Source organism: Burkholderia sp. B21-005 (assembly GCF_020843965.1).
Lineage (GTDB): Bacteria > Pseudomonadota > Gammaproteobacteria > Burkholderiales > Burkholderiaceae > Burkholderia > Burkholderia ambifaria.
The window spans coordinates 2977688-2992764 of record NZ_CP086301.1 but is presented as its reverse complement, the minus strand read 5'-3'; the positions used below and the strand labels follow the sequence as shown (position 1 = coordinate 2992764).

14 protein-coding genes are annotated in these 15077 nt (G+C 69.0%); 4 read left to right on the top strand and 10 right to left on the bottom strand.

The window, feature by feature from the left end; translation table 11 throughout:
- The first annotated feature begins 1 nt into the window (after nt 1).
- Nucleotides 2–991: a 4-hydroxythreonine-4-phosphate dehydrogenase PdxA gene (gene pdxA, locus LMA02_RS13945; RefSeq protein ID WP_228905647.1), complete on the top strand. Its 990-nt coding sequence runs from the start codon at nt 2–4 to the stop codon at nt 989–991.
- Nucleotides 992–1046: 55 nt separating this feature from the next.
- The gene (gene rsmA / locus LMA02_RS13940) at nt 1047–1877 is read left to right on the top strand and encodes a 16S rRNA (adenine(1518)-N(6)/adenine(1519)-N(6))-dimethyltransferase RsmA (protein ID WP_175730439.1); all 831 of its coding nucleotides are present in this window, start codon (nt 1047–1049) and stop codon (nt 1875–1877) included.
- A gap of 151 nt (nt 1878–2028) precedes the next feature.
- Here the strand turns inward: rsmA and LMA02_RS13935 are convergent, their stop codons facing one another.
- The gene (locus LMA02_RS13935; RefSeq protein ID WP_228905644.1) at nt 2029–2964 is read right to left on the bottom strand and encodes a DMT family transporter; all 936 of its coding nucleotides are present in this window, start codon (nt 2962–2964) and stop codon (nt 2029–2031) included.
- Between the two features lie 364 nt (nt 2965–3328).
- Here LMA02_RS13935 and gloA point away from each other — a divergent pair, with 364 nt between their 5' ends.
- Complete coding sequence (gloA, locus tag LMA02_RS13930; protein WP_006751482.1) at nt 3329–3718, top strand: lactoylglutathione lyase; 390 nt, start codon at nt 3329–3331, stop codon at nt 3716–3718.
- Between the two features lie 108 nt (nt 3719–3826).
- Here gloA and LMA02_RS13925 read toward each other — a convergent pair whose 3' ends face one another.
- From LMA02_RS13925 to glyQ, 5 genes are read right to left on the bottom strand one after another with little or no spacing between them, the layout of a single operon-like run.
- The gene (locus LMA02_RS13925; protein ID WP_228905642.1) at nt 3827–4738 is read right to left on the bottom strand and encodes a M48 family metallopeptidase; all 912 of its coding nucleotides are present in this window, start codon (nt 4736–4738) and stop codon (nt 3827–3829) included.
- A gap of 46 nt (nt 4739–4784) precedes the next feature.
- Complete coding sequence (locus LMA02_RS13920) at nt 4785–5549, bottom strand: lysophospholipid acyltransferase family protein (RefSeq protein WP_228905637.1); 765 nt, start codon at nt 5547–5549, stop codon at nt 4785–4787.
- 43 nt (nt 5550–5592) lie between these two features.
- Entirely contained in the window at nt 5593–6156 is a 564-nt protein-coding gene (gmhB, locus tag LMA02_RS13915; RefSeq protein WP_228905635.1) for a D-glycero-beta-D-manno-heptose 1,7-bisphosphate 7-phosphatase, read from the bottom strand.
- A 10-nt stretch (nt 6157–6166) separates the two neighbouring features.
- Nucleotides 6167–8266 (bottom strand): glycine--tRNA ligase subunit beta, encoded by a 2100-nt coding sequence (gene glyS, locus LMA02_RS13910; RefSeq protein WP_228905630.1) that lies wholly within the window; start codon nt 8264–8266, stop codon nt 6167–6169.
- A gap of 22 nt (nt 8267–8288) precedes the next feature.
- On the bottom strand, nt 8289–9293 hold the full coding sequence (glyQ, locus tag LMA02_RS13905; RefSeq protein ID WP_228905629.1) for a glycine--tRNA ligase subunit alpha: 1005 nt from the start codon (nt 9291–9293) through the stop codon (nt 8289–8291).
- 345 nt (nt 9294–9638) lie between these two features.
- Between glyQ and LMA02_RS13900 the strand changes: the two genes are divergently transcribed.
- Nucleotides 9639–11276, top strand: coding sequence for a tetratricopeptide repeat protein (locus tag LMA02_RS13900; protein WP_228905627.1), 1638 nt, complete (start codon nt 9639–9641; stop codon nt 11274–11276).
- A gap of 16 nt (nt 11277–11292) precedes the next feature.
- On the opposite strand, the gene lnt is transcribed toward LMA02_RS13900, so the two are convergent.
- The 4 genes from lnt to LMA02_RS13880 form a co-directional block, all read right to left on the bottom strand.
- A complete protein-coding gene (gene lnt / locus LMA02_RS13895) occupies nt 11293–12981 on the bottom strand; it encodes an apolipoprotein N-acyltransferase (protein WP_228905626.1) in 1689 nt (562 codons plus the stop codon).
- A 52-nt stretch (nt 12982–13033) separates the two neighbouring features.
- On the bottom strand, nt 13034–13921 hold the full coding sequence (locus LMA02_RS13890; RefSeq protein ID WP_228905624.1) for an HlyC/CorC family transporter: 888 nt from the start codon (nt 13919–13921) through the stop codon (nt 13034–13036).
- 300 nt (nt 13922–14221) lie between these two features.
- Nucleotides 14222–14371: a hypothetical protein gene (locus LMA02_RS13885; RefSeq protein WP_228905623.1), complete on the bottom strand. Its 150-nt coding sequence runs from the start codon at nt 14369–14371 to the stop codon at nt 14222–14224.
- Nucleotides 14372–14439: 68 nt separating this feature from the next.
- Nucleotides 14440–15072 carry a gamma-glutamylcyclotransferase gene (locus tag LMA02_RS13880; protein ID WP_006755525.1) on the bottom strand — a complete coding sequence of 211 codons (633 nt, stop codon included), beginning with the start codon at nt 15070–15072 and terminating at the stop codon, nt 14440–14442.
- Nucleotides 15073–15077 lie beyond the last annotated feature (5 nt).

The window sequence follows — 15077 nt, the reverse complement described above, 5'->3', positions numbered from 1 at the left end:
CATGACGGCATCCGCGCTGCAGATCGCGATCACGACCGGCGAACCCGCGGGTGTCGGCCCGGAGCTGACCGTGCAGGCGTTGCAGGATGCCGCCCGGCGCTGGCCCGACGCGCATTTCACCGTGCTTGGCGACGCCGCGCTGCTCGACGCGCGCGCGGCGGCCGTCGGGGCCGACCGGGCGCTGCTCGCCGGCGGCGGGCCGGTGTCGGTCGAGCATCATCCGCTCGCCGCGCTCGCGCAGGCGGGCAAGCTCGACGCGGTCAACGGCCGCTACGTGCTCGGACTGCTCGATGCCGCGATCGACGGCGCGCTGGCGGGCCGGTTCGACGCGATCGTCACCGCACCGCTGCAGAAGAGCACGATCAACGATGCCGGCGTGCCGTTTACCGGCCATACCGAATACCTGGCGGAGCGCACGCACACGCCGCGCGTCGTGATGATGCTGGCGGGCACGGGCGAGCGGCCGCTGCGCGTCGCGCTCGCGACCACGCACCTGCCGCTGAAGGACGTGTCGGCCGCGCTGACGATCGACGGGCTCGTCGAGACGCTGGCGATCGTGGATCGCGACCTGCGGCGCGACTTCGGTCTCGCGGCGCCGCGCATCCTCGTGACGGGGCTCAACCCGCACGCGGGCGAGAACGGCTATCTCGGGCGTGAGGAGATCGACGTGATCTCTCCGGCGCTCGCACGCGCGCAAGGGCAGGGCATCGACGCGCGCGGCCCGTATCCGGCCGACACGCTGTTCCAGCCGCGCCATCTCGAGGGCGCCGATTGCGTGCTCGCGATGTTCCACGATCAGGGCTTGCCCGTGCTGAAGTATGCGACGTTCGGCGAGGGCATCAACGTCACGCTCGGGTTGCCGATCATCCGCACGTCGGTCGATCACGGCACCGCACTGGATCTGGCCGGCACGGGCCGCGCGGATCCGGGCAGCATGGTCGCCGCCCTCGACACGGCCGTCGCGATGGCGCGCCATCGCCGCGCGTCGTGACGCACACAGGCGCAGGCCTGACCTAACTCGTCGTATTTTTCGTTTTTCTCAGTCGATGTCGAACAGCAGACAGCACCAAGGCCACTTCGCGCGCAAGCGCTTCGGGCAGAACTTCCTCGTCGATCACGGCGTGATCGACTCGATCGTCACGACGATCGGCCCCGCGCGCGGCCAGCGAATGGTCGAGATCGGCCCAGGGCTCGGCGCGCTGACCGAGCCGCTGATTGCGCGACTCGCGACGCCCGAGTCGCCGCTGCATGCGGTCGAACTCGACCGCGACCTGATCGGTCGCCTGCAGCAGCGCTTCGGCCCGCTGCTGGAGCTGCACGCGGGCGACGCGCTCGCGTTCGACTTCCGCTCGCTCGCGGCACCCGGCGACAAGCCGTCGCTGCGGATCGTCGGCAACCTGCCGTACAACATTTCCAGCCCGCTGCTGTTTCACCTGATGACGTTCGCCGATGCGGTCATCGACCAGCATTTCATGCTGCAGAACGAAGTCGTCGAACGGATGGTCGCGGAGCCGGGCACGAAGGCGTTCTCGCGGCTGTCGGTGATGCTGCAGTATCGCTACGTGATGGAGAAGATGCTCGACGTGCCGCCGGAATCGTTCCAGCCGCCGCCGAAGGTCGATTCGGCGATCGTCCGGATGATTCCGTACGAACCGCACGAGCTGCCGGACGTCGATCCGGTGCTGCTCGGCGAAGTCGTCACGGCCGCGTTCTCGCAGCGCCGCAAGATGCTGCGCAATACGCTCGGCGACTACCGCGAGACGATCGATTTCGACGGGCTCGGCTTCGATCTCGCGCGACGCGCGGAGGATGTGAGCGTGGCCGAATATGTCGGTGTCGCGCAGGCGCTGGCGGCCGTGCGCAAGGGCGCGGAGTAACGGCAAGTTCCGGGTAACTCCCGGGCAACGCGCGCGGCGCGCGCCGGCTCGAGGTTCATGAGGCTGTCCCGACGGGCAGCCTTTTTATTTTCCCGATCCGCTTTCGTCGATTTCGTCGCTTTCGTCGATGACGGACCGCGGCCGCGCCGTGTTACGCGCGGCGGCGCGGCGGCGCGTTGACGAGCGCGATCCCGGTCAGCACCAGCGCGGCGGCCGACATGAAGCGCCAGCCGACCGATTCGCCGAGCAGCAGCACGCCGAACGCGACGCCGAACAGCGGCGACAGGAACGTGAACACGGACAGCCGCGACGCGCTGTAGCGCGTCAGCAGCCAGAACCACGACAGATAGCTGACGAACGCGACGATCACCGACTGGTAAGCGAGGCTCGCGAGCGCGACCGGCGTGACCTGCGCGAACGACATCTGGCCGAGCAGCGCGGCGAGCGCCACCAGCACGACGGCCGAGACCGCGAGCTGGTAGAACAGCGTCTTGCTCGCGCTGGCCCGCGCGAGCGACGTCGAGCGCACGACGACCGTCGTCGCGGCCCACATCGCGCCGCCGAGGATCCCGAGTGCGTCGCCGGCGAGCCCCGCGAGGACCGATGCGCCGGGCGCGCGCGGCTTGAGGAAGCCGTCCGCGAACGCGAGCGCGATGCCGGCGAACGCGAGGCCGACGCCGGCCCACTGGATGCGCTGCAGCCGCTCGCCCGGTGTGAACAGGTGCAGGCCGAGCGCCGTGAAGCACGGTGCCGTGTACAGGAAGATCGCCATGTGCGATGCGCTCGTCAGCGTCAGCCCGAAGAACACGCAGATGAACTCGCCGGCGAACAGCGCGCCGGCGGCGATGCCCGCGCCGAGCGTGCCGTCCGCGCGGAACAGCGGCGTGCCGCGCGAGTGCGCCCACCCCCACAGCAGGAGCGCGGCGATCACCGAGCGCAGCCCGGCCTGGAACATCGGCGGGATCGCCGCGTTCGTACTCTTGATCGCGACCTGCTGGAAGCCCCAGATCGCGCACAGCAGCAGCATCACGCCGATGGCGCGCGTGTCGAGCGCGCGGCGCACGGGCGAGCCGGCAAGCGCGGTCATCGGCGGACCTCGCCGATGCGGCGGGGAAGGGGCACGGACATTGGCAGGGGCAGCGGCGGACGGACGGCGTGTCCGGCACGCCCGAATCGGCGGTTTCGCACGGCAGGCAGTGTGGCTGAATGGGTGGTGGTCGCGTTCCGGCGGCGGCCGGCATGCCCGCTTCTGGTGCGAAGTGGGAGGATGTTACCCGATCGGCCGGGAGGGCGGGAATCGTCGAACGGGGTGGCTTCCACCGGCGCACGGGCGTCGGGCCCATTGCGCGGATGCGCGGTATCAGTCGGCGGCAGACGCGGCGCCGGCGGCGAGATTCACGTGACTCCGGTAGAATTTCCGGCTCTGGAAAGTCCCCACAGGAGTACAACACATGCGTTTGCTGCATACGATGCTGCGAGTCGGCGATCTCGACCGCTCGATCAAGTTCTACACCGAATTGCTCGGCATGAAGCTGCTGCGTCGCGAGGATTATCCGGAAGGCAAGTTCACGCTCGCGTTCGTCGGCTATGAAGCGGAAAGCACGGGCACCGTGATCGAGCTGACCCATAACTGGGATACGCCGTCCTACGATCTCGGCAACGGCTTCGGCCACCTGGCGCTGGAAGTCGACGACGCGTACGCGGCCTGCGACAAAATCAAGGCGCAAGGCGGCAAGGTGACCCGCGAAGCGGGCCCGATGAAGCACGGCACGACCGTGATCGCATTCGTCGAGGATCCGGACGGCTACAAGATCGAGTTCATCCAGAAGAAAGCGCATTGAGCGCGGGATGAGCGGCTCGCGGCGCACGATGGGCGTCGCCGGCAACGCAAACGGGCGATGCGGAGGAATCCGCATCGCCCGTTTGCATTGTGGGTGCGACTGATCGCGTTACAGCGACGGCAGCAGTTCGGGCGGGTGATGCTTGAGCGTGTGCCGTGCTTCGCGGAATTCCGGGAAGATCGATTCGACGGTCTGCCAGAAGGCCGGGCTGTGGTTCATTTCGCGCAGGTGCGACAGCTCGTGCGCGACGACGTAGTCGACGATCGACATCGGGAAATGGATCAGCCGCCAGTTCAGCCGGATCTTGCCGTCGCTCGAGCAGCTGCCCCAGCGCGTCGCGGCCGACGACAGCGCATACATCGAATACGTGACGCCGAGCTTTTCCGCGTAGACCACCAGACGTTCGCCGAAGATCCGCTTCGCTTCGCCCTGCAGCCAGCCCTGCACGCGATCCTTGATCTGCTGCATGTCCGCCTGCACGGGCAGCGGCAGCGACAGCCGCAGCGCGTCGGCGTCGAATGCGACGGCGCCCGCGCCGAGCGCGATCGTGATCGTCTTGCCGAGATACGGGAGTTGCGCGCCGTCGCGCCAGTCGATTTGCGGCAGCGCGCGCTGCTCGGTGCGGGTCTTCCACTCCGCGAGCTTCGCGAAGATCCAGCGCTGCTTCTCGGCGATCGCCGCTTCGATGTCGGCGAGCGTGACCCAGCGCGGCGCGGTGATCGACAGGCCGCTGCCGTCGATCGTGAAGCCGATCGTGCGGCGCGCGGAGCGCTTGAGCCGGTATTCGAGCACGCGGCTGTCGAGTGCGAACGTACGGATGCGGGAGCGATCGCGCGGAGGGCCTGGATCGAGCGGCGCGGTGGGCACCGCGGGCGCCGCAGCCGCTTCAGGTGGCGTGGGCGGCGCGGCGGGCGCCGACGCTGCCGGCGCGGCTGCTGCCGGCCCGTCGAAGAGCGGCAGGTCCATCTGGCGATGATCGAGGGCCACGACGGCAGGCCGTGGCCGCGGACGCTTTTTCATCAGTTCGCTTCGTTTCGTCGTTCGCAACGGCTGCAATCCGGGTGATTCAGACGCGCGCGGCATCGCGCGTGCCGGCATTGCCCGGCTGGCGATATGCATCGGGATCGATGCGGCGCATTTCCGCTTCGATCCACGCTTCGACCTGCGAGTTCAATACGTCGGGCGTCTTGCCCTCGACGGGAATCGGCTTGCCGATCGACACGGTGACGACGCCCGGGAATTTCGTGAACGAATTGCGCGGCCACACACGACCTGCATTGTGCGCGATCGGCACGACCGGCGTATTGGTTTCGATCGCGAAGCGCGCGCCGCCCGTCTTGTACTTGCCCTGCTTGCCGACCTGCGTGCGCGTGCCTTCCGGGAACATGATCATCCAGGCGCCTTCCGACAGGCGCTTTTTGCCCTGGCGGATCACCGACGTGAACGCGTTCTTGCCTGCCTTGCGGTCGATGTTGACCATGTGCAGCAGCCCGAGCGCCCAGCCGAAGAACGGCACGTAGAGCAGTTCGCGCTTGAACACGTAGCAGAGCGGCTTAGGCATCAGCGCCGGAAACGCGAGCGTCTCCCACGCCGACTGGTGCTTCGACAGCAGGACGGCCGGGCCGTCGGGCAGGTTTTCCATCCCTTCGATCCGGTAGTGGATGCCGTTCAGCCAGCGCACGACCCACAGCGTCGACTTGCACCAGCCGGCCGCCATCCAGTAGCGCGCGTCGGGACGCATGAACGGGAACGCGATGAAGCACGCGGTGGCGTACGGCACCGTGTACAGGATGAAGTAGATCAGCAGCAGCAGGGAGCGGACGAAGCGCATCGGCGTGGGTCTGGTTGTAAGGAGGATGCGCGCGGCGGCCGCATCACTCGTGTTCGTGTGAAAGGAAGTCGAGCGCGAACGCGCGCAGGTCGTCGTGGACCTTCGTGCCGTCCGGCAGATTGCCCGCGGCGAGCGTCTTCTTGCCCTTGCCGGTCAGCACGAGGTGCGGCCGGAAGCCGACCGCGACGCCGGCCTGCAGGTCGCGCAGCGAATCGCCGACGACCGGCGTGTGACCGGGATCGATCTCGAAGCGCTCGGCGATCATCTGCATCATGCCGGGTTTCGGCTTGCGGCACTCGCAACGATCTTCCGACACGTGCGGGCAGAAGAACACCGCGTCGATGCGCGCGCCGACCGCGGCCGCCGCGCGATGCATCTTCTGGTGCATCTCGTTGAGCGCGGCCATGTCGAACAGCCCGCGGCCGATGCCGGACTGGTTGGTCGCGACGACCACGCGATAGCCTGCGTGGTTGAGCCGTGCGATCGCCTCGAGGCTGCCGGGCAGCGCGATCCATTCGTCGGGCGTCTTGATGAACGCGTCCGAATCGACGTTGATCACGCCGTCCCGGTCGAGGACGACGAGCTTGCGGTTGGGGCTGATCGGCATCGTTCGGCCTTTATGCGGCGAGCTTCGAGATGTCGGCGACACAGTTCATCTGCTGATGCAGCGCGAACAGCAGCGCGAGACGGTTGGCGCGCAGCGCGGGGTCCTCGGCGTTGACCATCACGTCGTTGAAGAACGTATCGACCGGTGCGCGCAGCGCGGCGAGCGCCGACAGCGCGCCCGTGTACGCACGTGCCTCGAGCTGCGACTGCACGTGGGGCGTCACGGCCTCGAGCTGTTCGTGCAGCGCCTTTTCGGCGGGCTCGACGAGCAGCGTCGGCTGCACCGTGCCGTTCGCGCCGCCTTCCGACTTCTTCAGGATGTTCGAGATCCGCTTGTTCGCGGCCGCGAGCGCTTCGGCTTCCGCGAGGCGCGTGAATTCGCGCACCGCGTCGAGGCGCGCGACGAGATCGTCGACGCGCGTCGGGTTCAGGCTCAGCACCGCGTCGACTTCGCCGGCCGAGTAGCCGCGTTCGCGCAACAGGCCGCGCAGGCGGTCCATGAAGAACGCGAAGATCGCGTCGGTCGATTCGGCGACGCCCGGCACGCCTTCGAAGCGCGCATGGGCCGTGCGCAGCAGCGCCACGAGGTCGAGCGGCAGCTGCTTCTCGAGCAGCAGGCGCAGCACGCCGAGTGCGTGGCGGCGCAGTGCGAACGGATCCTTTTCGCCCGTCGGCGCGAGGCCGATGCCCCAGATGCCGACGATCGTCTCGAGCTTGTCGGCCAGCGCGACGGCGGTCGACACCGCCGTGGTCGGCAGCGCGTCGCCGGAGAAGCGCGGCTGGTAGTGCTCGGCGCACGCGAGCGCGACGTCGTCGGGCTCGCCGTCGTGACGCGCGTAGTACGTGCCCATCGTGCCCTGCAGTTCCGGGAACTCGCCGACCATGTCGGTCAGCAGGTCGGCCTTCGCGAGGCGCGCGGCGCGCTTCGCGTGCGCGGCGTCGGCGCCGATCGCGGGCGCGATCTCGCCGGCCAGCGCTTCGAGGCGCTCGACGCGCGCGAGCGCCGAACCGAGCTTGTTGTGATAGACGACGTTCGCGAGCAGCGGCACGCGGTCGGCGAGCGGCTTCTTCTTGTCCTGCTCGAAGAAGAACTTCGCGTCGGCGAGGCGCGGGCGCACGACGCGCTCGTTGCCTTCGATGATCTCGCCCGGCGTCTTCGTGTCGATGTTCGACACGATCAGGAAGCGCGAGCGCAGCTTGCCGCCGACGTCGGTCAGCGCGAAGTATTTCTGGTTCGTCTGCATCGTGAGGATCAGGCATTCCTGCGGCACCTGCAGGAATTCGTCCTCGAAGCGGCACGGATAGACGACCGGCCATTCGACCAGCGACGTCACTTCGTCGAGCAGCGCTTCGGGCATCACGACCGTGTCGCCGTTCGCGTGTTCGTTCAGCTGCGTGCGGATCGTTTCGCGGCGATCGGCGAAGTGCGCGATCACGCGGCCCTTGTCGCGCAGCGTGTCGGCATACGCGTGCGCATGCTGGATCGCGACGAGGCCGTCGGACAGGAAGCGGTGGCCGAGCGTGGTGTCGCCGGCGTCGATGCCGAACGCAGTCACGGGCACGACGCGATCGTCGTGCAGCACGGTCAGGCGGTGCACCGGGCGCACGAACTTCACGTCGGAGCCGTCCGGGCGCTGGTAGGTCATGAACTTCGGGATCGGCAGCTTCGCGAGCGTTTCGTCGAGCGCTGCCTGCAGGCCGTCGGCGAGCGTCGCGCCGGCTGCCGAGTAATTGACGAAGAACGCTTCGGCCTTGCCGTCCTGCGCGCGCTCGAGATCGGCGATCGACAGGTTCGGGTGACCGAGCGCCGCGAGCTTCTTCGCGAGCGGGGCCGTCGGCTTGCCTTCGGCGTCGAGCGCGACCGAGACGGGCAGGACCTTTTCGCGGACCTGCTTTTCAGGCGCGACGGCGCGCACGTTCTGCACGACGACGGCGAGGCGGCGCGGCGTGGCGTAGCGTTCGAACACGAGTTCGCCTTCGACGAGGTCGCGCGCCGCGAGGCGTTGCGCGAGACCTTCGGCGAATGCGTCGCCGAGGCGCGCGAGGGCCTTCGGCGGCAGCTCTTCGGTCAGCAGTTCGACGAGCAGGGGGGCGGGATGGTTATGCGTCATGTCTGGAATAAATCTCGTCTCGTCAGTCCTGATCGATCTTGCGTTCGACCTTGAGCGGCGGCGCCCATGCCGGTTGCGCGGCGTCCTGGGCGTCGGTGGTGAGGCCCGGCACGCCCGGCGGGTTGCCGAGCATCGGGAAGCCGAGCTTCTCGCGCGAGTCGTAGTAAGCCTGCGCGACGAGACGCGACAGCGCGCGGATGCGGCCGATGTAGGCCGCGCGTTCGGTGACCGAGATCGCGCCGCGCGCATCGAGCAGGTTGAACGTGTGGCCGGCCTTCAGCACGAGTTCGTACGCGGGCAGCGCGAGCTGCGCGTCGATCATCTTCTTCGCTTCCGCTTCGTAGCTGTTGAAGAACGTGAACAGCAGGTCGACGTTCGCGTGCTCGAAGTTGTAGGTCGACTGCTCGACCTCGTTCTGGTGGTAGACGTCGCCGTATGACAGGCGGCGCAGCTCGGGGCCGTTCGGGCCATGCTCTTCCCACTCGGTCCAGACCAGGTCGTACACGTTCTCGACCTTCTGCAGGTACATCGCGAGGCGCTCGAGGCCATACGTGATTTCGCCGAGCACCGGCTTGCATTCGAGGCCGCCGACTTCCTGGAAATACGTGAACTGCGTGACTTCCATCCCGTTCAGCCACACTTCCCAGCCGAGGCCCCACGCGCCGAGCGTCGGGTTCTCCCAGTCGTCCTCGACGAAGCGCACGTCGTTCTGCTTCAGGTCGAAGCCGAGCGCTTCCAGCGAGCCGAGGTACAGGTCGAGGATGTTTTCCGGCGCCGGCTTGAGCACGACCTGGTACTGGTAGTAATGCTGCAGGCGGTTCGGGTTCTCGCCGTAGCGACCGTCCTTCGGGCGGCGCGACGGCTGCACGTAGGCGGCGCGCCACGGCTCGGGGCCGATCGCGCGCAGGAACGTGTGGACGTGCGACGTACCCGCGCCGACTTCCATGTCGATGGGCTGGAGCAGAGCGCAACCCTGCTTGTCCCAGTAGGACTGCAGCGTCAGGATGATTTGCTGAAACGTAAGCATGAAGAGCCTTCGTGGCGCTGGCGCTCCGTTGCGAACGGCGCTCCGGGCGGGGCCCGGAGGGTCGGCTCGCGCGGCGGCGCGGCTTGTTAGTGTGCTGAAACGTGCAATTTTACCGGATCGGCGACCGGATGCGGCCGGAACGCGGACGAAGGGGCCGTCGGCGGTGTTCCGGCGACCCGTGCGCGGCTTGTGCGCGGGGTGCCGGCGCGCGCGGCGCGCTCGCGCCTGCGGCGTCGCGATGCGCGTGTCGCGTCGGCTGCCGCACCGCTTTGCGCGGGCGTTAAGATGCGCGTATTGCGGCGCGCGCGACGCCTGCCGCGTGACCGATTGCCCACTCCGGACCGCATGGACGATTCGAACGACCTCCTCATTCCGCTGATCCCGCCGCTGCTCGCACTGCTCGGGCAGGCCGCCGACGCGCACGCGCGCGGCGAGCACGATGCGCACGCGCTGTGGCTTGCCGCCGCCGGCCATCTGCACGCGGTCGACATGGCCGCGCTCGCGCAGCTCACGTCGGCGCTCGTCGCGCGACAGCGCACGGCCGACGCGCTCGCGCTGGCCGAATGCGCGGTACGCGTGCATCCGGGCGCCGGTGCCCGTTTCAATCACGGCTACGTGCTGCAGATGCTCGGCCGTCACGCCGAGGCCGTGGCGCCGTATCGCGCCGCCTATGCGCTCGCTCCGCGCTGGCCGTCGCTGCGCAACAACCTCGCGATCGCACTGCGGCTGTCGGGCGGCGACCGCAACGAGGAAATCGCGCTGCTCGACGCGGCCGTGGAGGCCGATCCGCACGACGTGCAGGCATGGATCAACCTGGTCGTCGCGCGGCTCGCGGCACAGGACCTCGACGGCGCGCTCGCGTGTGCGGCCCAGCTCGCGCAGATCGCGCCCGACAATGCGCTCGCGCTGAACAACATCGCGATGGCGATGAAGGAAGCGCAGCGCTGGGACGACGCCGAGCGCTACGCGGCGCGTGCGTGCGAACTGGCGCCCGACGACGCGTCGTTCCGTTTCAACCTCGCGATCATTCAACTCGTGCGCGGTAACTACGCGGCCGGCTGGCGCGGCCACGAGGCGCGCTGGGACGGCGCGGGCGAGCTGCGCGGCCGCCGGCCGGCGCTGCCGGGCCCGCGCTGGCAGGGCGAGCCGCTCGCGGGCAAGACGCTGCTCGTGTGGGGCGAGCAGGGGCTCGGCGACGTGCTGCAGTTCGCGCGCTTCGTCGCGCCGCTCGCCGAGCGCGTGCACCGTGAGGGCGGCCGGCTCGCGTGGAACACGTTTCCGCAGGTGGGCACGCTGATGCAGCGCAGCCTCGGTGCGCACGCGGACGCGTTCAGCGCGGGCGGCAGCGTCGACGAACTGCCTGCCTTCGACTACGAAGTGCCGTTGATCGGGCTGCCGCTGATGCTCGGGATGGAGACGTCGACGCTCGGCGAGTCGGTGCCGTACCTGCATGCCGACCGCCACGCGCGCGACGCGTGGCGCGCGCGGCTCGCGGGCGATGGCCGGTTGAAGGTCGGGCTCGTCTGGACGGGCAGTCCGGGACACCAGCGCAACCCGTTCCGGCGCGTCGGGCTCGATCGCTACGCCGATGCGTTTCGCGGTATCGACGGCGTCACGTTCCATTCGCTGCAGCCGGGCGCGGACGCGGATGTCGCCGCGGCGCGCGCGGCGGGTTTCGCGATCGACGACCGCACGGCCGAACTGAAGAGTTTCGACGATACGGCCGCGTTCATCGGCGCGCTGGATCTGGTGATCACGGTGTGCACGTCGGTCGCGCATCTGGCGGGCGCACTGGGCGCGCGCACCTGGGTGCTGCTCGACGTGAATCCGCACTGGCCGTGGCTGCTCGAACGCACCGACAGCCCGTGGTATCCGACCGCCACGCTGTACCGGCAGCCGACGTTCGGCGCATGGGCGCCGGTGATGGAAGCGCTCGGGCGGGATCTGCGCGGCCTGGCCGCGGATGCGAAGCGGCTGGCCTGAGCGGCCGGCCGCTGCGTCACACGTTGGGGTCGTCGCCGGCCGTCGAGCCGTTGCGGCGGCGCAGGGCCGGCCCGAACGTGAAGCCGAATGCGAGCAGCACCAGCGATACCGCGAGCACGACGTTGTTGCCGCTCGTCACGTACGGCGTGAAGCCGCTCGTGCCTTCGATCCGCACGTCGAGCGAGCCGATCGTGAAGGGTTTCAGCTGGCCGAGCACGCGGCCGTGCGCGTCGATCGCGGCCGTCATCCCGGTATTGGTCGAGCGCAGCATCGGCCGGCCCGTCTCGAGCGCGCGCATCCGCGCGATCTGCAGATGCTGGTCGAGCGCGATCGTGTCGCCGAACCACGCGAGGTTCGTCACGTTGACGAGCACGCCGGGCGGCTGCGGGTTGTCGCGGATCGTCGCGGCGATTTCCTCGCCGAACAAGTCCTCGTAGCAGATGTCGGCCATCACCGGCTGGTTGTGCACGAGGAACGGCTTCTGCACCGGCGCGCCGCGCGCGAAGTCGCCGAGCGGCATCTTCATCAGGTCGACGAACCACCGGAAGCCCCATGGGATGAATTCGCCGAAGGGCACGAGATGGTGCTTGTCGTAGTGATAGATGTCGCGCGAATGCGGCGTCACGCCGTACAGGCTGTTCGTGTAGTCGACGTAACGGCCCTCCGGCGTCACCGACGCGCCGACCGCGCCGAACAGCACGGCCGTGCCCGTCGTGTCGCTGAACTTGCGGATCGCGACGGCGAACGGCTCGGGCAGCTCCTGGATCATCACCGCGATCGCGGTCTCCGGCGTGACGATCAGGTCGGCGGGCTTTTCGACGATCATCTGCTGGTACATCCTGATCGCCGCGTCGATGCCCTCCTGCTCGAACTTGATGTCCTGCTTCACGTTGCCCTGCAGCAGCCGCACGCTGAGCGGCGCGTTCGCTGGCACGGTCCACGTGGCCTGCGACAGCCCGATGCCGGCCGCGACGAGCGCGACGGCGACGCCGGCCGGCGCGGCGATGCGGATGCTTGCGTTGCCGCCGGCGCGTTCAGCGGCGGGCGACCGGCGCGCGGCGACGAGCGCCTGCACGACCAGCGCGGCGAACAGCGCGAGCACCCAGCCGATGCCGTACACGCCGACCACCGGCGCGAAGCCCGCGAACGGGCCGTCGACCTGCGGATAGCCGCTCGCGAGCCACGGAAAGCCGGTCAACACGGTGCCGCGCAGCCATTCGCCGAGCGCCCATGCGCTCGCGAACGCGAACGCGCCGTGCCAGGTCGGAGAGAACGGCCGCGGGTCGGCTTCGCGGCGATGCCACGCATGGCCCGCGCAGAACGACCACAGCCCGGCCGAGAACGCCGGGTACAGCGACAGGTACAGCGAGAACAGCACCAGCGCGCCACCCGCGAGCGGCGCGGCCATCTCGCCGTACACGTGCATGCTGATGTAGAGCCACCAGATGCCGGTGATGAAGTTGCCGAAGCCGAACGCGCCGCCGGTGAGCGCGGCGCCGCGCCAGCTCGACGTGCGCGTCAGCTGCGCGAAAAACCAGACGAATACGACGAGCTGCAGCCAGCCGCCGTGCGGGGTCGGTGCGAAGGCGAGCGTATTGGCCGCGCCGGCGAGCAGCGCGGCCGGATAGTGCCAGCGCGGCAGCGCGCGGCCGGGCGCCGGCGCGAGAAGGCCGCCAGCCGGGCGGGACGGAATCGGATCGTCCATGTGAAGCGAAAGGGGGCGAGCGGTTGAAGGAGACGCGGCCGGCGCGAGACGGTCAGTCTTCGTGCGAGGTTTCGGCGCGGCGGCTCGCGTGCGGGTTGCGGCGCACCAGCAGCACGTGGACCTGGCGCGCATCGCCGCGCTGGATCTCGAACACGAGGTTGCCGAGCTGCAGCTTCTCGCCGCGGTGCGGCACGCGGCCGAAATAATGGGTGATCAGCCCGCCGATCGTGTCGACCTCGTCGTCGGGGAAGTCGGTGCCGAACGATTCGTTGAACTGTTCGATCTCGGTGAGCGCGCGCACGCGGTAGCGGCCATCCGGCCCCGAGATGATGTTGCCGGCCTCTTCGTCGAAGTCGTATTCGTCCTCGATGTCGCCGACGATCTGTTCGAGCACGTCCTCGATCGTGATCAGGCCCGCGACGCCGCCGTATTCGTCGACGACGATCGCGAGGTGATTGCGGTTCACGCGGAAGTCGTGCAGCAGCACGTTCAGGCGCTTCGATTCGGGAATGAACACGGCGGGGCGCAGCATCCCGCGCACGTCGAATTCTTCTTCGGCATAGAAGCGCAGCAGGTCTTTCGCGAGCAGCACGCCGATCACGTTGTCGCGGTTCTCCTCGAACACGGGGTAGCGCGAGTGCGCTTTCTCGAGGACGAACGGGATGAAGTCTTCAGGCTTGTCGGCGATGTTGATCGCATCCATCTGCGCGCGCGGCACCATGATGTCGCGGGCGCACAGGTCGGACACCTGGAACACGCCTTCGATCATCGACAGCGAATCGGCGTCGATCAGGTTGCGTTCGTGGGCGTCCTGGAGGATTTCCAGCAGCTCGGTCCGGGATTCCGGCTCGGGCGAGATGAAGTCGGTCAGGCGCTCGAGCAGCGAGCGCTTTTCTTGCGGTTTGTCGGTGAGCTTACGACTGGGATACGAATCGTTCATGGTGGTGCGCCCGGGTCATGCCGGGGCGCGCGGTCACGGAGTAGGCAAGGATACACCAAGGGCATGGCGCGGCCGTGTCACCCCGGCCGTCCGGCCGGGAGCAGGCGGCGCGCGCAAGCCCCGCTCGGGAACGGCCGCGCCGGGCGCCGCCGTCCTTCGTATCCATCCTATCTCAGAACGAGGCGTCGGGGCAGCGGCGGCAAAAAAGCGGGGCGCAACGGCGACCGGCCGGTCGGTCGGTGCCGGCGGCATTTCGTCGCGGGTCGGGGCGGCCGGGCCGGCGCGGGCGGGCCCGGAAATTCAGAAGCGCATGCCGGCCGAACAGCCACCGCCCGCCGCGCCGTTGGTCGCGGCGCCGCCGCAGCCCAGGATGCCGCAGCCGGACAACGCGACACTCGCGGCGACGAGCAGCGCGGCCAGCGCATAGCGCGATCTGCGTGACGGTTTCATGGGCGCGGGGCCTCCCGCGGGGCCTCCTTTCGCATGCATAGGCGTGGCGCGAGCCGGCCTGTCGAACGTCACCGGCATCGCGCGAGCAGCCCTTCGAGCGCGCGATCGGGGATGCCGCTCGCGCGCAGCGCTTCCACGGTGCGGCTCACGTAGTCGAGCGTCGTGCCGTAGCGGCCGGCCGCGCAGCCGAACACCTCCTTCACGACGGGGTCGGTCAGCTTGCCCGTGTAGGTCGGCGCGTCGCGGCGCATCACGAAGGCCAGCGCGTTCACGCGTTCGCCGGTCTCGAGCGAGCACGGCAGCCACGCGGGCCGGTACGAGCCCATCGGCATCTCGCGTTTCCACAACGTCTCGAGATGCGGCTGCGCGGTCGGGCCCGCGAGCCGGAATGCGATGCCCGAGCACGAGCCGCCGCGATCGAGCGCGAGCACGAGGCCCGGACGTTCGGGCGTGCCGCGGTTCACGCGCGACCACAGGTAGAGCCCGCGATGGTAGCCGTGTACCTTGCCGCGCACGGCGGCGACGGTCGGCAGCCCGGGGTTCCAGATCAGCGAGCCATAGCCGAACAGCCAGAGATCCTGCTGGCCGTCCCAGTCGCGCATCGTGTGCGCGAGCGACGCCGCGAGCTCGTCTTGCGTCAGCAGCCGTCCCTCGCCGATCGACGGCGGGTAGACAGGCGGCAGCATTGCGGCGTGGCGCATGGCGC